Genomic DNA, 21,053 nt, shown 5'->3' with positions numbered 1-21,053 from the left:
CGTCGCCTCAGTCCGACTCGCAGACGCAGAGCTGGACGGCGGCGTCCCCGGTGAACGGCTCCCCGGCCCAGCCGCCGAAGCGCTCGACGAGCCGGAGCCCACCCTGGGCGAGCAGCAGCGGCAGCTCCTGGGGAAAGATGCTCCTGATCTCGAGCGGGGCGACGAAGAAGTCGGGCTCGCAGTCGGCGGAGAAGTACCACGTCCCGCGCGTCACCTGCGCGGCCGCGTCGTAGGTCTCGGCGACGTCGACCCGCACGTCGCCACGATCGGGATCCACGAACGACAGCTGATCACGGGTGCGTCGAACCCCGTCGGCGTCGGCGAGCATGCGCACGCTCGGGTTGAACACGTCGAAGACGAAGCGCGCTCCGGGTGCCAGGTGCGCTCGCACGGATCGGAAGCAGCTCACCAGGTCCGCGGCCTCGTGCAGGTGGAGCAGCGAGTTGGCCGCGACGAACACGAGATCGAACCTTCGGCCGAGGTCGAACTCGCGCATGTCGCCCTGCACCCAGTCCACGTCGAGTGCGAGCTCGCCCGCCTTGCGCCGAGCTTCGGTGAGCATCGCCGGCGAGAGCTCCAGGCCGGTGCACGGATACCCGTCGGAGGCGATGGGGAGCAGCTTGCGTCCCGTCCCGCACGCGAGCTCCAGGACGGAGCCGCCCTGCCGCACGGCCTCGGCCCGGTAGAGATCGACGGCCGGCCGACCGCCCGGGAACAACCGGTCGTACAGCCTCGCGTCGGAGTAGAACCGTTCGCTCATGAAGCGCGCTCCCTCGTCCTCGTTCGGGCCTCGGCAGCGACACCTCCTGCGCGCTGGGCCGTGATGGTCAGTCGACCACAGTCGTGCCGTCGAGCGGGACGGTCGGGGCGTCAGGTCGGACGGGCGAGCTGTGCCGCGACCGCGGCGAGGATCTGGGCCGTCTGCTCGTCCTGGACCAGCTCCGGGCGTGCGTACCACCAGCGCGTGAGCACCTCGAGAGCGGCGCCGACGTCGCTCAGGTCGTCGCGCAGCAGCACGGGCCTGCCGTACGGGCTGCTGACGACGATCTGGATGATCCGACTGGGCGTCAGCGCGTTGCCCGCACCAGACGAGACACGACGCGGCCTCGCCACGATCCGTGCGGCCGTCTCCAGGTCCGCTCGCCGGTGCATGCCCACGAGTCGGAGCGCGACGGAGTGCCGGTCGACGACGACCGTGTTGCCCCACGCGAAGACCAGGCAGAACACGCCGACGAGCGTGGTCCCGAGCATGATCAGGATCCCTACCCACAGCGGGACCGCCGACTCGTCGACCTTCACCGTGGAGGGATCGACGAGCCCCTGCACGGACGAGCCCACGAAGAGGACCGCGATCCCGGTGAACACGATGCGCAGCAGGACCGGCGTGCCGGTCGTGACGGGCAGCGGCCGCTCGGGCCCGAGCGGCCACGGCGGGGGTGGGAACGGGCGACCCGTGGCTACCTGCCCGGTGGGCGGGGCGTCGTACGTGCCGGCATCGTGCGTCATCTCGTCCAACCCCCTGCGTGCCACGTCAGCGGACCCGGCGGTCGCCGGCTCCGGTCGCCGACGGTAGTGCGCGCCGCCCACCTCGTCGGACAGATATCCACAGCCCGACAGGGCCGGCCGGTCACCCGCCGCAAATCGGCGGGACGGTCGCGCGTTCCGGTCGCTAGTGTCCCGGGATGCACGACGACGAGAACGCCTTGTCCCTGGGCACCGTGCCCCATCGCCGCACCGCGCGGCGGTCCCTCCGATCACACCAACGTCCCCGGGACCCCCGCCGATGCGCCTCGAACAGCTCGAGTACTTCGCCGCGGTCGCGCGCGTCGGCTCGTTCCGTCGCGCTGCCGACGAGCTGCACGTGTCCCAGCCCGCGCTGTCCGAGGCGGTCGCCAATCTCGAGCGCGAGCTCGGCGTGACGCTGCTCGAGCGTCACCGCTCAGGCTCCCGGCTGAGCACCACGGGCCGCGAGCTGCTCCCGCTCGTCGCGGACGCGCTCGCCGCGGTCGACCGCCTGCGCGCCGCCGCCGGTCACCACCCGGACGCCGGGCGGGCCGTCCGCCTCGGCACCGTCAACGCCGGGACCGCCTCGCTGCTGCTCCCCGCGATCCAGGCGTTCCCCGCGCGGCACCCCGGCGTCACGGTCGAGATCCGCACCCTCCAGCAGGACGAGATCGAGCAGGGTCTCACCGACGGCTCGCTCGACCTCGGCCTCGTCAACCTGCTCAGCGGCGACGACGTGCCGCCCGGCCTCGTCGGGACCGAGCTGGTCCGCGGCCGTCCGGTCGTCGTGCTGCCCGCCGCCCACCCGCTCGCCGCGCGCCCGGCTCTCTCGCCGGACGACCTTCGCGGCGAGTCCTTCGTCGGGATGCGCGCCGGCTACGCGATGCACCGCTTCGCGCACCGCGTGTTCGGCGACGCGCCGCCCCGGGACTGGCACACCACCGACGGCGCCGAGATGGGCAAGCTCATGGTCGCGCAGGGCATGGGCCTGAGCGTGCTGCCCGACTACAGCGTCACGGGCGACCCGCTCGAGCTCGCGGGCGTGCTCGTGGCCCGCCCCATCGTCGACGACCGCACCCTCGTCAGGCTCGTGCTGGAGCAGCGGCGCGGTGCGCGCCCCTCCGCCGCCGTGCGGGCTCTCGGCGACGAGCTTGTCGCGGTCGCGGCCCGGCGCTCGGTCCCGCGCGCCTGAACGGTCTCGACCGCTCCCGCGACGGCCGCACCCGCCTGCGGCCGCGAGCAGGATGAGACGTTCGTCGGAAATGCCCCGTCGACCGCTACCGTTCCGGCTTCATGCCCAAGCGACAGTGCGCCGGCGCGCTGTCACCACGGAAGGCGTCCGAAGACCGTGACTGACATCCCTGACCTCGTCGACTGGCTCGCGGCGCAGCCGGACCTCTTCGAGACGAAGAAGAAGCTGTTCGGCAAGAGCGTGATCCACAAGGCCTCGGGCGAGAAGGTCGTCGAGGGCTTCCGCTACTTCAACTCGAGCATCGAGGAGCTCATCGCCGCCTTCGAGAGCGGCGACCTCTCCGCGGTGCAGGCACTCGAGTACGCCCTCGACGAGGACGGCGACCCTGACACCACCTCCGTCGCCCTGCTGCTCGCGTACACCAAGAGCGGCGCGTTCTTCGCCGCCCAGCCCGAGGAGCACCAGGACTACGTGCCGGTGCGCGTGCGCGAGCCGCGCTTCTTCCCCGGATCCGTCGCACTCGTCGCCGAGCTCGACCAGTCGTACTGACGACCCCGCGCCGACGGCCCGGGCGATCAGGATCGTCGTCGTGATGGCGACCAGGCGGGGTCAGTCGCCGCAGCAACCGTCCTCACAGTGCTCGTCGTCGCCGCGCGCCTGCTCGCCGCCGAGCAGCTGTGACACCGGGTTGCAGCACGCCTCACCGTTCCAGGCCTCGATGCCCTCGCGGACCGCGAAGCCGGCGATCACGACGGCGGCGACGGGGTCGGCCCACCACCAGCCCAGGGTGCTGTTCAGCACGAGCCCGACCAGCAGGACCGCGGACAGGTACGTGCAGATGAGGGTCTGCTTCGAGTCGGCGACGGCGGAGGCGGACCCGAGCTCGCGGCCGGTGCGGCGCTCGAACCAGGACAGGAACGGCATGACCGCGAGGCTCACCGCGGCCAGGATGATCCCGGCGGTCGAGTGCTCCGGCTCGGTGGCGTTCAGCAGGCTACGGACGGCGTCGACGGTGACGAACGCGGCCAGCCCGAAGAACGACAGCGCGATGGTCCGCATCGCGGCGCGCTCCCGGGTGTGCGGGTTCGGCGCGGAGAACTGCCAGGCGACCGCGGCGGCAGACAGGACCTCCACGATCGAGTCCAGGCCGAACCCGATCAACGCCGACGACGACGCGAGCCGGCCGGCCAGCAGGGCGACGACTGCCTCGACGAGGTTGTAGGTGATCGTCGCGGCGACGACCCAGCGGATCCGCCGCTCGAGCAGATCGCGGCGCTCCGGCGCCAGGGGGCGGGGTCCGATCGAGACGCTGCTCATGCGCAGGTGCACTCCGGGCCGCAGCACTCCGGGTCGACGACCAGCACCAGCATGAGCAGATCGTTCAATGCGTTCGCCAGGTGCGGGTCGGACAGCCGGTACCAGGTGCGCCGGCCGTCGGGGATCGACTCCACCAGGCCGCAGCCACGAAGGCACGCCAGCTGGTTCGACATGACCTGCCGGGAGACCCCCAGGGCGTCGGCCAGGTCCGACGGGTGGGCGGGCGCCTCGCGCAGCGCCAGCAGGATCCGGGTGCGCGTCTCGTCGGAGAGCGCATGCCCCAGCCGGGCAAGTGCGGAGCTGTGCGTCAGCGTGGTCGTCGCCATGAGCGTGACCGTACACGCAACACTGTATTCAGCGAAAGGTGTACCGCGGCGGGTTCAGCTCCGGACCACCGGCCCAGGCTTGCTCCGCGGCGCGGTGGTCGCCGGCGGCGCCGTCGAGCGGTTGCCGTCGACGTCGTCGAGATGCATCGCAGAGGGCACGCCTCTGCGCACTGCCCGTGGCTTCCTCAGGTGCGGGGCGCGTACATGATGACGGCGACGCCGAGCAGGCAGATCGCGGCGCCGATGACGTCCCAGCGGTCCGGCTGGAACTTGTCGACGGCCATGCCCCAGGCCAGCGAGCCGGCCACGAAGATCCCGCCGTACGCGGCCAGGATGCGTCCGAAGTTCGCGTCGGGCTGCAGCGTCGCGACGAACCCGTACGCGCCGAGCGCGACGACGCCGGCACCGATCCAGAGCACGCCGCGGTGCTCCCGCACGCCCTGCCAGACCAGCCACGCCCCGCCGATCTCGGCGACGGCCGCGACGACGAACAGCAGCAGGGAGCGCAGCACCGTCATGGCAGCAGTGTGCCGTGCGCGGTCAGTCCGCTGCGGTCAGCAGCCGCCGCCGCACCCGCACCCGCCGTCGCCCTCGGTCGCCGACGCGGCGGACCGACGACGGCGCAGCCACAGCATGCCGCCGACCCCACCTGCCGCGATCGCGACCACCCCGAGCGCGACGGCCTCCTGGCCGGCGAGGAACGCGCCGACGCCGGCCGCGACGCCGCCGGCGGCGATCAGGGGCAGCGAGCAGGCCACGGCACAGGCCAGCGCGATGCCGATCCCCGCAAGCACACCCTTCTTCGTCGAGCTCGTCGCGTTCGTCGGACTCGTCGGGCTCGTCGCGCTCGTCGTGCGGCTGTCGTGGAAGTTCGAGGTGGTCATGGCTCCTCCTTGGTGTGCGGGCAGGCGAGATCGCGACCGGAACCGTCGCGATGCCGGTCGAAGGGTCGAGCGGGCTCTCTAGGCAGCGGTGCCGAACATGGCGGCGACGACGTCCGCCGCGTCGTCGGGCGCCCGGACCTCGAGCCGGACCGTGCCCGTGCTCATCTGCAGGGTGAACGTGAAGAACGAGCAGCAGTCCTGCTCGGCCGCGGCCAGCCGGGCGACCTCCGCCACCAGCTCGGGCGAGGCCACGAACTGCAGGGCCATGCCGCCGACGATCGCCTCGCGGTCGACGGCCCGGGCGACGAGGGCCTGCCAGTCGGCGAGCCTGTGCGGCACCGCGTCGGCCTCCAGCGAGCACGCGATCACGGGAGCATCCGGTGTCGCGACGACCGGACCGCGGGTCAGCGACACGAACGTGCGCCGGCCCGCCGGCGCGGCGGGGGCCGCTGTCACGCACGGACACCCGTCCCCGCAGCGACCCGAGGTCGGCGCGTCGGCGAGGCGCGCTGAGACGCCCTGCAGCTGGGCCGCCAGCGCGACGAGGTCGCCGATGCGCGTCTGGGTCTCGGCCAGCCGCGTGGCCACCAGCTCCACGACCTGGTGGGCGACGGTCGAGCAGTCCTCGACGTCGTACGCCTTCACGAGCTCGGCGACGTCGGTCAGCGGGATCCCGAGACTCTTCGTCGCGACGATGAACCGCAGCCGCTCGAGGTCGGCGTCATCGTAGGACCGGTACCCGTTCGCCCCGCGGGCGGGCCGGCCGACGAGGCCGATGTCCTCGTAGTACCGCAGCGTCGTGGCGGGGACCCCGACGAGCTCTGCGACCTCGGCGATGCGGTAGCTCATGTCGCGACGGTAGACCTTCGACTCCGGTCGAAGGTCAAGCCACCTGCTCGAGCCGCAACGGCTGCCTGAGCCCGAGGACCTCCAGTAACGAGGTCCCGGGCCCCGGCGTCACGCGAGCCGGATCAACGGTCCGCGAGCTGACGCGCGCGATGCCGAGCCGAGATCTCGGGTGATGGAACCGGGCCGGCGCTCGACCGAGCGGTTCCCTCGTCGCGTCCGACCACGTCGGCACCCCGATCTGCGAGCGCTGCGCGCCTGTACCGGCTGGGTGACGTGCCGCGCTCACGTGCGAATGCGGTGCTCAGGGCGAAGGCGCTGCCGTAGCCGACCTGTCGCGCGACGGCGGCGATCGTGACGTGCGGGTCCGCCAGGAGATCGGCGGCGACGGCGAGCCTCCAGCCGGTGAGGAACGTCATCGGCGGTTCGCCGACCACCTCGGTGAACCGCCGCGCCAACGTCGCGCGGGAGACGTCACAGGCCGCTGCCAGCGTCGCCACGCTCCAGGGATGTTCGGGATGGTGGTGCATCAGGCGCACCGCGCGGTCCACGACCGGGTCCCGTCGGGCCGAGAACCAGACAGGTGCGTCGTCGGTCCGCGAGGCGAAGACCTCGCGCAGGCTTCGGACCAGCAGCAGGTCGAGGAGTCGGTCGAGCACGGCCGACTGGCCCGGCGAGTCGTCTGCCACCTCCGCGGCGAGCAACGGGACCAACGGGGTGTCGAGACCGCTCAGCACGACGTGGTCGGGCAGCCGCGACAGGACCCGTTCCCCCACCTCGGACGATCGCTCGTAGGTCCCGATCAGCATCTGCGTCCCGCCCTGCGCGGCGTTGCCCCAGGTCCGCACCCCCAGCGCCATCGACTGCTCCACAAGATGGCCGCGGGGATCGATGCAGACCTGTCCCGGCAGGATCCGGATGTCGTCGGGCGTGCCTGCAGAGTCGGCGAACGTGTACGGCTCCGGTCCGCGGACCAGCACGACGTCACCGGCCGCGAGCTCCACCGGCCCAGACGATCCCGTGAACACCGCGGACCCTCTGACCAGCACGACGATGCTCAGCGGGGCCTCGTCCTCGATGCGGATCGACCACGGCGGGTCGAAGACCGCTCGCAGGACGAAGGCGTCGCGCGCCCGGGGTCCGTCGAGCAAGCCCGCGAGCTCGTCCATGATGAGACTGTCACACATGCCGGTGAGCTGATCAACCATGGAACGTCTCATCGTTGCGGGTCAGGCTTGGGTCCATGACGATCACACTGCTCGGCGCTCGCCTCTGCGCGGGCCTGCTCGCCGGCGTCTACCTCGCCTTCGCGGTAGGCGTCATGCCCGCGCTACGGCGACTCGACGACGTCGCCTTCACGACGATCATGAACCGCATCAACGTCGTGATCGTGAACCCTGTCTTCATGCTGGTCTTCCTGGGCGCCCCGGCCTTGGCCGTGGCCGTGGGAGCGATGCTCCGGACCCCGACGGCCATCGTCGCCGGCGTGCTCGGGCTCGTGACCCTGCTGGTCACGATCGTGGCCAACGTCCCGCTCAACGACAGGCTCGCGACCGGCGGCGCGCGCGTCGACTTCGAGGCGCCGTGGGTGGCCTGGAACGTCGTGCGGACGGCCACCGGGATCGGCAGCCTCGTCTGCCTCCTGCTCGTCCGCGCTCCCGCCGCGTGAGTCGCGGGTCATCGGTCCGCACGGCGTGGCGGGATCCCGGCCCCACACGCATGCTGCGCGATCCGGTGACCCGGCGCTTCCGCAGCTGTCGTGCGCGTCAGCGCACCCGACGGCCGTGCGCGAGGTCGACGAGCCGGCTGAGCACGTCGCCGGACCGCAACCCGCTGTGCTCGTGCTCGCTGGTCACCCACGGCGTCACGCCGGGCAGCAGCCGGGCCGTGTCGAGCGAGTACTCGAGCGGCACGAACAGGTCGTTGACGTAGACGGCGGCGGCGCCGCGAGCGCCCGAGGCCGCGATGGCGTCGGCGTCGTAGATCGTCGGCCACGGGACCTGGGCCAGTGCGAGGGCCACGTCCTTCCAGGGCCGCAGGCCGGGGACGGTGTCGAGCCACTCGCGACGCACGTGCTCTCCGGTGAGCAGGGTCGGGTCGGCGCGGAAGTCGTCGGGCTCGGTGCGCTCGGCCGACCAGTCGGTCGCGGCCCCGTCCGCGTAGCTCGACTCGTGCAGCACGTAGTACATCGGGTTGCGCACGCTGAACGGCAGCGCGGCGGCGAGGTCGTACCGGAAGGCGTTCGTGCGAGGCCCGGACTCGAGGAGCTGCCACAACGTCTGCCAGCCGTCGTTCGAGCCCAGCAGCATGCCGAGCGAGCGCAGCCGCGAGACCGACACGACCTCGCCGTCCGGCAGGACGATGCCGCCGTTCCCGGCGAGGTCGGCCAGCCGGCGCATCGCGTCACGGTGCTCGGGGAAGCGCCGGTAGTACCGCTCCGACGCCTCGCGCTGCTTGGCGTACGTCAGGGCGTACACCTCGTCGGGGTGCCGCCCCACCGCACTCAGCCCACCCGTGAAGTAGACGTGCTCGAGGGACGTTGCGTCCGTCGACAGGTAGGCCAGCGTGGTGAACCCTCCGAAAGACTGACCGAGCACGCTCCACGTCTGCGCGCCCAGGTGCTCACGCACGGCCTCGCAGTCGCGCACGATCGAGTCGGCCCGCAGGTGGGTGAGATGCTCCGCGAGCGCATCCGCCCCACGCTCGAGGTCGTCGTCGCCGACCGGGGTGGACGAGCCCGTGCCGCGCTGGTCGATCATCACCACGCGATGGTGTTCGAGCGCTGCGTCGAGCCACGTCGGCGCCGTCGGCGAGTGGAACGCCCGTGGCGCCTCGCTCCCCGGGCCGCCCTGAAGGAAGACGAGATAGGGCAAGCTCTCGCCACCATCGCGGGTCACGACCGCCGCGTGGATGTCGATCCGACGATCGTCGGCCGGGTCGGACCACACCAGCGGGACGGTGAGGGTGTGGTCGCCGATGGTCAGATCCTGCAGCCGGCGCGACGTCATGGTCATGAGACGAGGCTAGGTGCTGCGGCTCATGAGGTTGGTGACACCGCCTCTTCGACCGCTACAGCGGGAGCGCGCGGTCCTCGACGACGGAGCGCATCACCAGGGTCGAGTTGAGCCGCTGGACGCCGGGAAGGGCGGCGAGGTGCTCGTCGTAGAGACGCTGGTAGTCGCTGAGGTCGCGGGCGATGACGCGCAGGAGGTAGTCGGGGTCACCGAACAGGCGTTGGGCCTGCAGGACGTTGGGCAGTGCAGCGACCTCGCTCTCGAAGGCCGCGATGCTGGCGACGGTCGCCTCCCTCATGGTGACGAACACGAGCGCCTCGAACGTCAGGCCCAGGGCACCGGCGTCCAGCCGCGCGTGGTAGCCGGTGATCACGCCGTCGCGCTCGAGGGCCCGTAACCGACGGTGGCACGGAGAGACGCTGAGTCGGACCCTTTCAGCCAGCTCGGTCACCGTCTGCCGTCCATCGCGTTGGACCTCAGCAAGGATCATGCGGTCGATCGAGTCCACGTAGCAGATCCTTTCACAGACAGCCCCTCGTGCGCGTGAAGTTGGAACCGCCTTGCGCGTGATGCCGCATAGCCTCCCCCTGGAGGAGATCGACGGGGTCGAGCGAGGGTGGTGGCGCGGTGGACGGCGCGGACGTGCTGAGCTTCTGGGCGATCTCCATCGTGTTCGTGCTCGCGCCCGGGGCCGACTGGGCCTACGCGATCAGCGCCGGGATCCGGGGTGGCGTGATCGTCCCTGCGGTGAGCGGGATGCTCTCGGGGCACCTGGCCGCGACCCTGCTCGTGGCCGCCGGGGTGTGGGCGCTCGTCGCCGGCGCACCAGGCACGCTGACGGCGCTGACCATCGCCGGTGGTGCCTACCTGCTGTGGCTGGGATACCTGACGTTCACCCACCCCGCGACGCCGCGGGAGAGCACCGACGCCGTCGTCGGGACCTCCCGTTCCCGGTGGCTGTGGAAGGGGCTCGGGGTCAGCGGCCTGAACCCGAAGGTGTTCTTGCTGCTCGTCGCCCTGCTGCCGCAGTTCACCTCCCGCACCGCGCCCTGGCCGGTGTGGACGCAGATCAGCGTGCTCGGCCTGATCCACGTCGCCACCTGCGCCGTGGTCTACGTCGCGGTCGCCGCGACCGCGCGCAGAGTGCTGTCCACCCACCCCGCAGCGGCGAAGACCGTCTCGCGGGTCTCGGCGGTCGTCATGGCCGGCCTCGGCGCCACGCTCATCGTCGAGCAGGCACTGACCTGACCCACGAGCCAGCTCGAGCTCGAGCTCGAACCCGCCCCGACCCCTCGGGCCGAGGAGCCCCCGGCGACTTGCTGCGCTCCGTCGACGTACGCAGAGATCAAGTCGAGCCCAGCCGACAAGCAGGTGTCGACGGGACCGAACTCTGCACGGAGCGGCGCTCCCTAGATTGCGCACCCGCGGCGTGCCGCGGCACCTGTGCAAACAAGGTCGGATCGCGGCGTCACACCCACCTGACACACCCGAGCGGAGCGGCATTCGCGCCGCGTCACGAATCGCGATCGTCAGTGCAGCCGCTGATCTCCGATGAGTGCGGCGTAGCGCTCGTAGACTCAGCCGGCTACAAGCACGTCGTGCTCGGCCTGATCTTCCTCCGCCGAGTACACCGGCCTAGACCTACTCGGTCGCGTGTACGAGTACTTCCTGGGCCAGTTCGCCTCCAACGAAGGCATGAAGGCCGGCGAGTTCTATACGCCGCGGTCGGTGGTTGAGCTCCTCGTCGAGGTGCTCCAGCCCGACAACGGTCGGGTGCTCGACCCGGCCTACACAAGCCGGCCAGGCGCTCTCGGTGACGCGGACTGGAGGCGGGTAGGCGCGCAACCCTCAGCTCGGTGCGTGCTCCAACTCGGCCCACACCCCGGCGGCGATCAACCGTGCCATGAGGGTCGAAGTTAGGGCCGGAGGGACGGCATTGCCGATGATGACCGAGAGCTCCGTTCGGGTCACAGCGGAGTCGAACCTGAAGAAGTCCGGAAAGCCCTGAATCCGTGCGGCCTCGTGGGGCGTCAGTGTCCGAGGAAGCGAAGGATGCACGAACCTTCCCTGGCCCATGCTGCCGTACCCGCTGGTGATCGTCTGCGCTGGTTCCTTCCAGTTCAGTCGGCCGTACATGGAGACGTACGAGTGCTCGCCCTGATGGCAGACCGGTCGAAGGTGGTTGGGCAGGTCGTACGCGTCGTTGTCGATCAGCCACTGCATCCGCGCCGCGTTCGTCGCGCTCGGACGCGACGGCGTGTCCACCCACGCGGTCGAAGCCTTCGTCTCGAGATCGCCGATTGCCCACCGGAGGTTCCGCCGCATCTCGGTGCCAGCCTCCAGCACGGCCACCACGTCGACATCGTCACGTGCGAGTTCAGCTCGAACTCCAAGCAGGACGTGGCGACGTCGCTTCTGCGGGACACCGAGGCGCACGAGTTCGACGGTGGAATCGGCCACGGTGTAGCCGGCGGCTGCGAGAGCCTGGGTCGCCGGGCCGACGACGCCCTCGGAGTCGTGGACGACGGCGGGGACGTTCTCGATCAGAATCACACGAGGGCGCAGGACCTCCGCGGCACGTGCCATCCGCAGGTAGAAGCGATTCTTGGGATCTTCGCGTCGTGTGTGGTTGTTGAGACTGCTGTGGCCCTGGCATGGCGGACCACCAACCAGAACGTCCAGTTCGCCCACGGAGCGAGCGACGGCGAGTTCTTTCGCGGTGAACTCGCTTCCGAGGTCGCCGTCGAACAGCGTCTCGACCGCCGCCACCTGGGTCTTCGCCGAGGGAAAGTTCGCCTTGAACGTCCGGATCGCTGCAGCTTCGAAGTCCACGGCCAGGCGTACGTCAACGGCGAAGTCGTTCGCCTTCGCCGCCTCGGCGACACCGAGGGTCAGGCCGCCACATCCGGCGAACAGATCAACCAACGAGAGCGTCCTTGCTCCGCTTTCGAACGCGGGCCGTTTCCTGCGACGGAGTGGGTGCACCGTCGACAACGAACATCACTCCTGACACCGCTCGAGGTTGGACCAGTCCAACCTCCGAGCGTACTCGAGCGCGCCAACACGCTCCGCGACACGCTCGAGTCATGACCGTGCAGTCCGAGACGAGACAAGGTCTGTCGCCGCCGACACGTCCCGCTTGATCTCACACTCCCAGATGCGGACCCCCACCCATCCGGCCGCTGCGGCGAGCTCGAGCGCACGAAGGTCGCGCGCCCGGTTCGCTTCGATCTTGGCCTTCCAGAGCGCGGCGTTCGGCCCTGTTTCGGGCGTCCGGGTGTGCGTCTCGTGCCCGTGCCAGAAGCAACCGTCCACCCACACCGCCACGCGATGCCTGGGCAGTACCAGGTCCGGGTTGCACCCCCGCTCCAACGGCACGTGCAGACGGAACCGCAGACCTCGCCGGTGCAGCTCGCGTCTGAGCGCCAGCTCAGGAGCCGTGTTCTTCGAGGAGCGCCCGCGAAGGTGTCGACCCTTCTCGGTGCTTGTCCACACGTCCACTCGGCCTCCGTTGAGGCTCCAGGCTCGACTCCTGCCTGGCTGCCCAATCCCATTCATGCACGTATGTCCCGCGACGCGCTTTCGCTGGTCGCGAAGTCTCGTAGCGCGAGCGCGGTAGGTTCCGACTGAAGTCAGCCATGCTCCAGGGAGGGAACGTCGGCGATGTCGCTCGAGGTCAACGGCCACGTCAGTCGCCTTCGGCGATTCCAACCGTTCCAGCCCGACAGTGCGGAGCTCATCTACGAGCAGACGGACCCGACTGAGCAGTCCTTCCGTGTCTCGACGCTCAGCTACCTCGAGGAACTGATCGAGAGGCCCCAGACCCGACTGATCGTGCTCACCGGCGATGCCGGGCACGGCAAGACCAGTCTCTGCGCGCGGCTCTTGGAACAGCTCGGTCGCACCCCCCTCGGCGCGGCCGACGCGATTCGCGATCTTGGTGACGCGTCTGCGCCGGTCGCGCAAACGAAGGCGGGACGCCCGCTCTCGCTCCTGGTCGACCTCAGCGCCCTCGAGACCGATCCGGCCTCAGCGCTCCTCGTCGAGCTCCTCGAGTCTCCCGCGGACGGCGTCGCGATCGTCTGCGCCAACGAAGGGCACCTGCGCAGTTCGGTCGCCGCGGACGAGTCCGAACGGTCGAAGGTGATCACGCAGACCCTCGAGGCTGGAATCGAGAAGGGCACCGTTGCGAACGCGACCGCGAGCGTGTACGTCATCAATCTGAACTACCAGTCGGTCGCGCCCGACGTCCACGAAGGACTGGTCGACTGGGCTGCGAACACGTGGGGGGCCGACCGCCGACGCTGGCGCATCTGCCAGCGGTGTGACGCTCGGACCATCTGCCCGATCCTCGCCAATCACGAGGCCTTGGCAGACGACGGGCGAGGCGCTGAGCGAAGGAAGGCGATCCGACAGGTCTTCAGCGCCGCCGAACGAACGGGCGCTGTCGTCACCACGCGCCAGGCCCTCGCGTTGACAGCACACTCGATCAGCGGAGGGCTCATCTGCGAAGATGTCCACAGGCGGTATCGGCGTGACGCCTCGGATCGTTCGTGGCAATTCCCTTACCTCTACCACCAAGCGCTCTTCGGTGACCTGCTGACGCCACAGATGCGCCGACAGGTGCCCGCATTCCGAGCGCTCAGGCGGCTGGATCCCGGCGGGACCGCACTTCGGTGGGTCGACGACACCCTCGATCCAGAGACCGCCAACAGTCCTTTCCTTCCCCCGGTGCCCTCGGGCGACGAGGGGAGCCCGAAGTCCCGGACAGCCGCCCAGCGAGAGTCGGAGCTGCTCCGATCTGCGATCGCGTTCCTGCGCCGCCTCGACTACTTCGAAGGCACCACCACCAACCGCATGAGCCGGTTGGGTGTTGCGTCCGGAGACGAGTTTCTGGCGGTGAACGACGGCACACCGGAAGGCCTGGTCAAGGTGCGGGATGCATTGCTCCGCGGCCTCGAGGCCGTCCAAGGAGTTCATCGCGCAGGCGACTCGCCAGACTTCCTGGTCCTGGACCCTGCCTTCTTTTCGCACCGCAGCCGGGCCGCCGTGATCGCGAAGAGGATCCCAGGGCGCAGCGTCGAGATCGTGTCGCAGAACCAGCAGTGGATCAACGCGGGAACCCTGGACCCCGAGATGCCGCACGCAGTGGAGTGGGCGAGCCGATCGGTGTACATCCGTCTCCCTGGCACGGACGGGACCGTCGTTCCGGTGCAGCTCGATCTCCTTCGATTCGAACTGCTCATCAGATGGGCGGCCGGCCTGAGCAGCCGCGGCCAGCACGAAGCCGAGATCCGCAGCCTCACGAGTGCGTTGGCCGCTCTCGCGCCCAACGCGGACGCGGACGAGGACATCGGAGTTCTCGTCGGCGGCGAACGCCGCACGCTAACCATCGACGTTGGCGACCGGATCAGGTCTGGGGGCGCATGATGGCTGCGATTCACGATCGCGGTGGTGCGTCGCTGGTGCAGGAGCTGTTCGGTGTGAACGTCCAGGAGCAGGGCCGCGGCTTCTACGTGGCACTGGAACTGTTGGCGATCGCCCGCGGCGTCCTGCTATTCGAACCTGACCTGCTGCTTGCTCCCGCGACGAGCCCAGTCACCTACGTGCGCGCGTCCCACGACCTCGCGCGTCGGATCGCCGTCGGGGAGGATCTGCCACCGGAGACGCTCGCTTCAGCGGTACAAGGAGACGCCGCCTACGAGACGCTCTCCGCGCTCCTGTCCTCGCTGCTCGTCGAGGTACCAGGACGCCGGCGTACGCCACGGTGGTTCTCATCGCACTTCTATCCCTTCGTCGGCGAACTGGTTCACTACGACGCCGTCCAGCGGCGAGGCGCTCCCGCGATCGAGCGCTACGTCTTTCGTGACGGTGGTGGCTGGGCGTACCACGTCCTGCGATCTGATCCCTTAGCCACCCGCCGAGCCGAAACACGCGACGGACTTGCGTTGCTCATCGGTGACAGCGGCAGTCCGCTCGGACGCGTCGCGGCCGCGCTCCACTCCCACGACTCGGCTGCGCCGACCGAGTTCACCGACCAGTCGGAGGCGGAGAGTGATCCTCGAGACGCGGACAGCCCCTGGCCCGATCTCCTCAGACGAGGCGTGCATTCACTGGTGACGCGCACGCAGGTGCCCCGTGCGAAGAGAACCGAGAGTCTCATGCACTGGGTCCCGTACTGCCTCGCGCGTCATCAGCTCCACCTCGCACGCCGAGCGCTTGGTGAGTCGGCGCCGATGGTTCTGGTCGACGCGACGCGAGAGGCCAACCCTCTTCGCCGACGCTCGCAGGAGAGCCTCGAGACGTTCCGCTGGAACATCGCAGGCGCCCTGACGCAGCGCGCCGCCGAGCACCAGCGGACAGCGCTCGAAGCTGGAGCCGTGGAAGATGCGGAGCGATGGGCGAAGTTCGCACAGCCGAACGCCAACATCACGAAGTCGCCCCGCGCGTTCTTCTCCGAGACGCTCGCGGCCGTGGGCGCGCTTAACTCGACCAGCGGCCGCAGGCACTTCACATTCAAGCCGCCGATGCTCGAAGCACTCGTGGGGGCGCTCCTCGAGCCCGGCGACGAGGTCGAGTTCTATCGCTTCTGCCAGCGTCTCTATGCCGAACTGGGCGTAGTCGTCGACGACCGGACCGCACGGACCGCCGGCCTGACCGCAGACATCGACGCCGGCGTCTTCGCGCTCAATGCGGAGGCGTTCAAGGCACGACTCGCCTCGGTAGGCCTGCTGACCCACTACTCAGACGCCACGAGCATCATTCATGGGGAGCCGAGATGACGCCGGGCGTCGCGAAAGTTGTCGGGGCGGTCGTCGCGACCGTTGCGTGGGAGGCACTGGCGAACACCGGGTCCGGTCCGAGGCCAGCGTTGCGAGTCACCGGGTTCGAGAACGACGAGGTTGTCGCAGCGCTGAGTGTGCTTCAGCGGCTCGATCGCGAGCCAGGCGTCTCACGCCTGGTCATCAAGGTGGGCACCAAGTCACCGGTGGCTGGTGTCCCGACGGAGTACCTCCTGCGAGAGGGCCAGACACTCACGTACTGGCGCAACCAGAGTGTGCCCGCAATCGTCCTGTTCGACTGGGACGCCCAGCGAGACGAGGAGGGCCTCGCTGCCGTTAACCGTCTCGACGACATGAGCTTGCTCAACGACGAAGTTGGGAGCGACGGCGGACGCTTCGACCTGGTCAATCGCGCGGCGTGGGAGTTCGCGGGCGGCGCGGGCGAGCCCCCGAGCCGCCTGGCCGCCGTTCTGAGCGCCGTGAGGGAAACGATCGGCGCGGGCGGCCGGCTCTCGCTGCGACGCTGGACGGCGTATGTCATTGCCGCGTGCCTTCGGATCCAAGAGGCACCGCTCCGTACACCTGACGTGGTGGAACGCGCTGCAGCAGAGAGCCTTCCAGAGCTCGATCTGTTCCCCGACGCGGACCTCTTCGCGAGCGATGCTGCAGCGCGGTCTCGGTTGGCGAGGAACGTCAATGTCAGCCGAGGAAACCAGCCCAGCGGGTCGGCCATATCTGACGACGACTTGCTCCAGCGCATTGACGGCGCCGAACTGTCAACCTCTTCGCTCGAGAGGTTCGAGCTCTCCGACCCTCAGGTCCGGGAGCGAATGCGCGAAGTGGTCCGAGGCGGTGGGGCGGCCGCACGAGCCGGGATCGACCTGAGCCTGTGGCTCGAGCTGTTCGAACGGCGCGCAGAGCGTGCAGGTTTGGGACAGCAGGTCAGGGCATCGATCGTCGCCCAAGCCGAACACCGCCTTCCCGAGTTCGACGAGCTCGACGTGGAGGCCGGCCTCGATCACAGTGAGCAGCGGGCTGCTGAGCAATTCCTGCGTGCCGAACCACCCGAGGCGATGCGTCCACTGATCGAGACCCTGCCCTCGGCACTTCGTAGGCGAGTCGAGAAGGTCGCCTTCCCCGACTCTCAGATCGAGCCCGACCCGCTTCGGGCACTTCTCCATGCGCTGAGTGTTCTCGACGACGGTTCCGACGCCGTGGCCGACCTTCGTTTCGAGGGGCCGGACGACGTCGGGGAGTGGTCCAGATGGCTCTTCGCGTTCCTCTATGGGCCGACGCTCGTCGGTGTGCGGGAGGGCGCGGAGGAGGGGCGTCTGACGCTCCGGATCGACGACTCGCTCCTCGACGCCGGCACGCCTCCCGAGCTCACCGACGACAGCGAGTTCGACTCGTCTGTGGCGTGGGCCCCGCTCCGCCTCGTGGTGTCCATCTCGGACGTCGGGGTCCGGCGGTTCCGTTGGGACCCGTTGGCGACGATGGGCCTCACTGCCTTCGCTGCCCTGGTCGTTGGCTACTCGGTGACGCCGGGTGAACAGTTCGACTGCGATCTCGAGGCATTCTTCGAAGGCCTGAACGATCCTCGCGAGTGGGAACGCACAAGTCGGGCCTCACACTCGGGCCCTGTCTCGGCCCGTATCGCGGAACTCCGAGCGGCGCACCTCGGAAGCTGGAGCGCTGGAATCAACGCGGACTCGCTGGACCAGTACCTCGCCGAATGGGAGCCGATCCTCAACGGAGCCCGGCAGACGCTTGTGCCGGCAAACGCGCCAGATCAAGACCTCGAGGCTGTCGTCCTCACCGACGTCGTTCGACTGGCCCAGAGTCGTCTCGTCATGCTCGCCACGCATCCACTGCGTCTGCGTTGGCTGGCTCGGCACCTGCGTCGAATGTCCAAGTTGCTCGTCCAGTGCCTCACGACCGGCCTGGACCTGAACCAGGAAAACAACGAACTCTTCTTCGAGTGGCTGCAGCGTGTTTCGCCTCATCGGACGCCTCCGCTGATCGTAGGACCCGACGAGACCGTTGCGATCGCCGTTCGTGAGTCGGGAGGACACGAGGAGTACGTACCGCTTCGTCAGAACGGACGGGAGTCACGGGACTGGCTCGCGGCCGTCGATGACGCAGCAGTCGAGGAACTCGTCAAAGTCATCGCTTCATATGTCGACACCTATCCGCACAAGTTGGACGGGCTCTCCCTGCTTCTGCTCGACCGGGACGGGACGCCTCGACTGCCGCTCCGGCTAGCCCGAAGGATCAGAACCCGACTCCCTCGGATCCGGTTCGAGCTCCTGGTCCTGACGGACCCCGCCGGGCACCACGACATCATTCGTGCATTCGACGCAGAGTTCGCAGACGACGAAGTCGGCGACGAGCGCCTCCTGCCCGACGTTCAGCTCGTGCTCCGAGACTGGGTGCCGGACACCGAGCCCAACCTGGAGCCATTCAAGGACCGCGTCGACCTCGCCCTCGCGCCCGCTCTCTTCGGGACGCGGACCACGCTGAATCAGAAGACGCGCGACGCGGCGGCGGGCATCTCTGGCTCCTACGATCCGTGGCTGCATCGCTCGACCCACGACATCGAGGAGACCAGCCAGAACGTCGTTCGAGCGATGTTGCCTGGTCAACGCGATCCGTTGCTCGAGACCTGGTCGACGCTGTGCGTTCGACAGGACGCTCACTCAGCTGTCGCACCGCAGGCGACTGCGAACACGGACTACTTCGAGATGCAGGTCAGATTCGACCGCCATCAGAAGCTGTTCCGCGAGCTGCACGACGTCGCCCACTGGGTTGTGACTCTCGACGCCTTCATTGGTCGGGACCAGATCGATGCACTCGACGACAAGCCAGACGTCATCCTCGTGCGCCCAGGAGTGGGCAAGAGCGAGGCTTACACACTCATCGTGAGCTCAGCGACCGGGCGACGCTTCGTTGTCCAGCGACTCATCCGAAAGCTACAAGAGATCGGCGTCGCCGACAGCCTCTCCGCCGGAGCGACGGCTCAACGGATCTACGAAGTCGGACGCAACGTGGTGCCCGGAGCCGTACTGCGCGCCCTCGGGCTCGGCCGAGCAGCAAACGAGATTGTCGGATTGGTGGCCAGCAGGTTCGCTGTCGCCCAGCAGATGCCGGTGCGTACTGACCGCCCGGGGCTGGAGATCTGGATCAGCTTCGACGAGCAACAGAGTTGGTTCGGGCGCAGCCAACGTACGCGCGCCGATCTCGGTCGCTTCTTGTTGACACTCGACGAGGATGACGAGGTGCGGCTGGAGATCCTGGTGGTCGAGTCGAAGTTCCGGCAGACGTTCGACCTGGGCGCGGCTGAACAGCAACTCGACCGCACGACGGAACTGTGCCAGGCCGCATTCCGATCGGGCGACGCTTCGCCAGACGACAGAGAGTTCTGGCTACAGGAGCTCGCCGCCGCGGTCGAGCAGACAAGCGCGATCCGCCAGACCGGCGCCGAGCTTCCCGCGCGCCGGTGCCTCGACCTCAGTGGCGAGTCACCGGAGGCACGGATCTTCGGAGCACTCCGCACCGGCCAGGTCGCGCTCGATTCAGTTCAGGGCGTCGCCGTGGCGGTTGCGGCAGCCAATACCGACAAAGCACCCGCACCATCTGTGCTCGGAGCTCACACGCTCATCAGGTTGAACCAGCCCGAACTGCAAACTGTGATCGGTGACCTCGTTGCCGGCATCGATCCCTCGGAGAACGTAACCGGGACGCCCGACGCAGCCCGATCGACCGCTCTCAGTGCCCCAGCGAAGGCCGGACCTGACACCCTCGCCAGACCGACCAGAGTGGACCGAGAGAGCGCGCCGCTTCACGCCGCGCCGAAGGCCCTCGAACCGCCGACCGTGAGCGCCGGACTCGGTGAAGCAGAACTCAAGGTCCGCTATGAGCGTGTGCTTGAGGTGCTCCGCGAGCACAACGTCCCGGTCGTACCGGCCAACACCGAGCAGTGGCTCGAGGGGCCGGGCTTCTACGTCCTGCGCGTTGCCCCGAAGACCGGGGTAACTGTCGACCGGGTGGTCAATCGGGTAAACGAGATCGCGCTCGCTCTCCGGCTGCCCGCCGGTCAGCAGATCCGGACCTCACTCGACCGAGGGACGATCGTCTTCGAAGTACCAAAGACGCCAGAAGAGCGTTACCCGGTGCTGGCGCGTGACCTGTGGGAAATCTGCCCACCGGACGACGGTCGCCTCATCGTCCCGATAGGCGCCGACATTGCAGGGCAGCCCGTCCAACTGGACTTCTCGTCCCCGGACTCGCCGCACTTGTTGGTGGCCGGCACGACCGGCAGCGGAAAGTCAGTCGCCCTGGAAACCATCCTCCACGGCTTGACTCGGTACCCAGCCGAGTCGCTGCGCCTTCGCCTCGTCGATCCGAAGGGCACCGAGCTGCTCGACTTCGAAGACGACCCCCACACGGATGGCCTCATCGGAGGCGACGCGGCAGATGCGCTGGAGATCCTTGAGGACGCTGTCACGGAAATGCAGCGCAGATACGAGCTCATGCGACCGCTGCGCGCCCGCAACCTTGTCCAGTACAACCAGGCGGTTGCGGTACAGGAGCGAAAGCCGTGGGTCGTGATCGTCTTGGACGAGTACGCCGACCTCACCAGCGACCCCGACGACAAGGCTCGGATCGAAGCACTGCTGCGACGGCTGACTCAGAAGGCCCGAGCAGCAGGGATTCACGTCATCGCCGCGACTCAGAGGCCCAGCGCCGACGTCATCTCGACCACGATCCGATCGAATCTGCCCGCGCAGCTCGCGCTGCGCGTGAAGACCGCTACCGACAGCAGGATCATTCTCGACGAGGGCGGGGCTGAGGCTCTGGCTGGACAAGGCGACGCGCTACTCCGCACCGCGAGAGGACTCCAGAGGCTCCAAGTCGCCTGGGCCGAGTAAGGGGCGGTCAGTCCTGCCGAGAACCATCGCCGGTCCCAGTCGAGTCGAACAGATGCGTAGGCGACCCGCCGCGCCGGCCAGCGGCACGGCTCGGGCGCCTTGCGGTTCTCATCATCGCCGACGACTTGTGGACACAAGTGGGACAGAGCGGCTCCCGGCCCACTGCGCGGCTGGGGTCTGTGAGCTGTCAACGACGGGTCTTGACCCCGTGAGGTGGACACGCTGATTCCGAGTCTGGCTCGGAGGAAGCGAGAAGATCTG

General features: G+C 68.9%; 19 protein-coding genes and 1 pseudogene. 8 read left to right on the top strand and 12 right to left on the bottom strand.

The annotated features are described in order from the left end of the window. Positions 1-7: 7 nt before the first annotated feature. Positions 8-760, bottom strand: a complete 753-nt coding sequence (locus CCO02nite_RS14990; protein ID WP_146843986.1) for a class I SAM-dependent methyltransferase — start codon at positions 758-760, stop codon at positions 8-10. Positions 761-870: 110 nt separating this feature from the next. Further along, complete coding sequence (locus tag CCO02nite_RS14985) at positions 871-1,506, bottom strand: cation diffusion facilitator family transporter (RefSeq protein WP_146843985.1); 636 nt, start codon at positions 1,504-1,506, stop codon at positions 871-873. A gap of 277 nt (positions 1,507-1,783) precedes the next feature. Between CCO02nite_RS14985 and CCO02nite_RS14980 the strand changes: the two genes are divergently transcribed. Further along, complete coding sequence (locus tag CCO02nite_RS14980; RefSeq protein ID WP_146843984.1) at positions 1,784-2,695, top strand: LysR family transcriptional regulator; 912 nt, start codon at positions 1,784-1,786, stop codon at positions 2,693-2,695. Positions 2,696-2,851: 156 nt separating this feature from the next. Then, positions 2,852-3,244: a hypothetical protein gene (locus tag CCO02nite_RS14975; protein ID WP_146843983.1), complete on the top strand. Its 393-nt coding sequence runs from the start codon at positions 2,852-2,854 to the stop codon at positions 3,242-3,244. Between the two features lie 60 nt (positions 3,245-3,304). On the opposite strand, the gene CCO02nite_RS14970 is transcribed toward CCO02nite_RS14975, so the two are convergent. The 6 genes from CCO02nite_RS14970 to CCO02nite_RS14945 form a co-directional block, all read right to left on the bottom strand. Continuing rightward, positions 3,305-4,012 (bottom strand): cation diffusion facilitator family transporter, encoded by a 708-nt coding sequence (locus CCO02nite_RS14970; RefSeq protein WP_146843982.1) that lies wholly within the window; start codon positions 4,010-4,012, stop codon positions 3,305-3,307. Then, positions 4,009-4,338 carry an ArsR/SmtB family transcription factor gene (locus tag CCO02nite_RS14965; protein WP_146843981.1) on the bottom strand — a complete coding sequence of 110 codons (330 nt, stop codon included), beginning with the start codon at positions 4,336-4,338 and terminating at the stop codon, positions 4,009-4,011. Before CCO02nite_RS14965 ends, CCO02nite_RS14970 begins: the two co-directional genes overlap by 4 nt. A 185-nt stretch (positions 4,339-4,523) precedes the next feature. After that, the gene (locus CCO02nite_RS14960; protein WP_146843980.1) at positions 4,524-4,856 is read right to left on the bottom strand and encodes a YnfA family protein; all 333 of its coding nucleotides are present in this window, start codon (positions 4,854-4,856) and stop codon (positions 4,524-4,526) included. 36 nt (positions 4,857-4,892) lie between these two features. After that, positions 4,893-5,222, bottom strand: a complete 330-nt coding sequence (merT, locus tag CCO02nite_RS14955) for a mercuric ion transporter MerT (RefSeq protein WP_146843979.1) — start codon at positions 5,220-5,222, stop codon at positions 4,893-4,895. Between the two features lie 78 nt (positions 5,223-5,300). Continuing rightward, entirely contained in the window at positions 5,301-6,071 is a 771-nt protein-coding gene (locus CCO02nite_RS14950) for a MerR family transcriptional regulator (RefSeq protein ID WP_146843978.1), read from the bottom strand. A 122-nt stretch (positions 6,072-6,193) separates the two neighbouring features. Next, on the bottom strand, positions 6,194-7,237 hold the full coding sequence (locus CCO02nite_RS14945) for an AraC family transcriptional regulator (RefSeq protein ID WP_146843977.1): 1,044 nt from the start codon (positions 7,235-7,237) through the stop codon (positions 6,194-6,196). 74 nt (positions 7,238-7,311) lie between these two features. Between CCO02nite_RS14945 and CCO02nite_RS14940 the strand changes: the two genes are divergently transcribed. After that, positions 7,312-7,737 (top strand): anthrone oxygenase family protein, encoded by a 426-nt coding sequence (locus CCO02nite_RS14940; protein ID WP_146843976.1) that lies wholly within the window; start codon positions 7,312-7,314, stop codon positions 7,735-7,737. 97 nt (positions 7,738-7,834) lie between these two features. On the opposite strand, the gene CCO02nite_RS14935 is transcribed toward CCO02nite_RS14940, so the two are convergent. Together CCO02nite_RS14935 and CCO02nite_RS14930 are read right to left on the bottom strand one after the other, a co-directional pair. Then, entirely contained in the window at positions 7,835-9,082 is a 1,248-nt protein-coding gene (locus tag CCO02nite_RS14935) for an alpha/beta fold hydrolase (protein WP_146843975.1), read from the bottom strand. A gap of 55 nt (positions 9,083-9,137) precedes the next feature. Then, complete coding sequence (locus tag CCO02nite_RS14930; protein ID WP_146843974.1) at positions 9,138-9,590, bottom strand: Lrp/AsnC family transcriptional regulator; 453 nt, start codon at positions 9,588-9,590, stop codon at positions 9,138-9,140. A 119-nt stretch (positions 9,591-9,709) separates the two neighbouring features. Between CCO02nite_RS14930 and CCO02nite_RS14925 the strand changes: the two genes are divergently transcribed. Both CCO02nite_RS14925 and CCO02nite_RS16150 read left to right on the top strand, forming a co-directional pair. Further along, entirely contained in the window at positions 9,710-10,330 is a 621-nt protein-coding gene (locus tag CCO02nite_RS14925) for a LysE family translocator (RefSeq protein ID WP_146843973.1), read from the top strand. A gap of 390 nt (positions 10,331-10,720) precedes the next feature. Next, positions 10,721-10,870, top strand: a pseudogene (locus CCO02nite_RS16150) (N-6 DNA methylase); the annotation flags it as partial. 60 nt (positions 10,871-10,930) lie between these two features. Here CCO02nite_RS16150 and CCO02nite_RS14915 read toward each other — a convergent pair. Continuing rightward, the gene (locus CCO02nite_RS14915; protein WP_186812726.1) at positions 10,931-12,007 is read right to left on the bottom strand and encodes a DNA cytosine methyltransferase; all 1,077 of its coding nucleotides are present in this window, start codon (positions 12,005-12,007) and stop codon (positions 10,931-10,933) included. A gap of 159 nt (positions 12,008-12,166) precedes the next feature. Beyond that, on the bottom strand, positions 12,167-12,640 hold the full coding sequence (locus CCO02nite_RS14910; RefSeq protein ID WP_146843970.1) for a very short patch repair endonuclease: 474 nt from the start codon (positions 12,638-12,640) through the stop codon (positions 12,167-12,169). A 105-nt stretch (positions 12,641-12,745) separates the two neighbouring features. On the opposite strand from CCO02nite_RS14910, the gene CCO02nite_RS14905 reads away from it, so the two are divergent. The 3 genes from CCO02nite_RS14905 to CCO02nite_RS14895 are packed head-to-tail and all read left to right on the top strand — an operon-like array spanning position 12,746 to position 20,792. Beyond that, positions 12,746-14,512 (top strand): ATP-binding protein, encoded by a 1,767-nt coding sequence (locus CCO02nite_RS14905; RefSeq protein ID WP_146843969.1) that lies wholly within the window; start codon positions 12,746-12,748, stop codon positions 14,510-14,512. 35 nt (positions 14,513-14,547) lie between these two features. Next, positions 14,548-15,864: a hypothetical protein gene (locus tag CCO02nite_RS14900; protein ID WP_146843968.1), complete on the top strand. Its 1,317-nt coding sequence runs from the start codon at positions 14,548-14,550 to the stop codon at positions 15,862-15,864. Continuing rightward, positions 15,861-20,792 (top strand): FtsK/SpoIIIE domain-containing protein, encoded by a 4,932-nt coding sequence (locus tag CCO02nite_RS14895; protein ID WP_146843967.1) that lies wholly within the window; start codon positions 15,861-15,863, stop codon positions 20,790-20,792. The genes CCO02nite_RS14900 and CCO02nite_RS14895 overlap by 4 nt, the downstream gene beginning before the upstream one ends. Positions 20,793-21,053 lie beyond the last annotated feature (261 nt).

Source organism: Cellulomonas composti (assembly GCF_007990245.1).
GTDB classification, from domain to species: Bacteria; Actinomycetota; Actinomycetes; order Actinomycetales; family Cellulomonadaceae; genus Cellulomonas; species Cellulomonas composti.
This window is presented reverse-complemented; position numbering and strand designations above follow the sequence as displayed.

Bases quoted from the DNA above. Each gene is read 5' to 3' on its own strand.
- CCO02nite_RS14990 (WP_146843986.1), bottom strand. From the start codon at position 760: ATGAGCGAACGGTTCTACTCCGACGCGAGGCTGTACGACCGGTTGTTC.
- CCO02nite_RS14985 (WP_146843985.1), bottom strand. From the start codon at position 1,506: ATGACGCACGATGCCGGCACGTACGACGCCCCGCCCACCGGGCAGGTA.
- CCO02nite_RS14980 (WP_146843984.1), top strand. From the start codon at position 1,784: ATGCGCCTCGAACAGCTCGAGTACTTCGCCGCGGTCGCGCGCGTCGGC.
- CCO02nite_RS14970 (WP_146843982.1), bottom strand. From the start codon at position 4,012: ATGAGCAGCGTCTCGATCGGACCCCGCCCCCTGGCGCCGGAGCGCCGC.
- CCO02nite_RS14965 (WP_146843981.1), bottom strand. From the start codon at position 4,338: ATGGCGACGACCACGCTGACGCACAGCTCCGCACTTGCCCGGCTGGGG.
- CCO02nite_RS14960 (WP_146843980.1), bottom strand. From the start codon at position 4,856: ATGACGGTGCTGCGCTCCCTGCTGCTGTTCGTCGTCGCGGCCGTCGCC.
- merT (WP_146843979.1), bottom strand. From the start codon at position 5,222: ATGACCACCTCGAACTTCCACGACAGCCGCACGACGAGCGCGACGAGC.
- CCO02nite_RS14950 (WP_146843978.1), bottom strand. From the start codon at position 6,071: ATGAGCTACCGCATCGCCGAGGTCGCAGAGCTCGTCGGGGTCCCCGCC.
- CCO02nite_RS14945 (WP_146843977.1), bottom strand. From the start codon at position 7,237: ATGGACGAGCTCGCGGGCTTGCTCGACGGACCCCGGGCGCGCGACGCC.
- CCO02nite_RS14940 (WP_146843976.1), top strand. From the start codon at position 7,312: ATGACGATCACACTGCTCGGCGCTCGCCTCTGCGCGGGCCTGCTCGCC.
- CCO02nite_RS14935 (WP_146843975.1), bottom strand. From the start codon at position 9,082: ATGACCATGACGTCGCGCCGGCTGCAGGATCTGACCATCGGCGACCAC.
- CCO02nite_RS14910 (WP_146843970.1), bottom strand. From the start codon at position 12,640: ATGAATGGGATTGGGCAGCCAGGCAGGAGTCGAGCCTGGAGCCTCAAC.
- CCO02nite_RS14905 (WP_146843969.1), top strand. From the start codon at position 12,746: ATGTCGCTCGAGGTCAACGGCCACGTCAGTCGCCTTCGGCGATTCCAA.
- CCO02nite_RS14895 (WP_146843967.1), top strand. From the start codon at position 15,861: ATGACGCCGGGCGTCGCGAAAGTTGTCGGGGCGGTCGTCGCGACCGTT.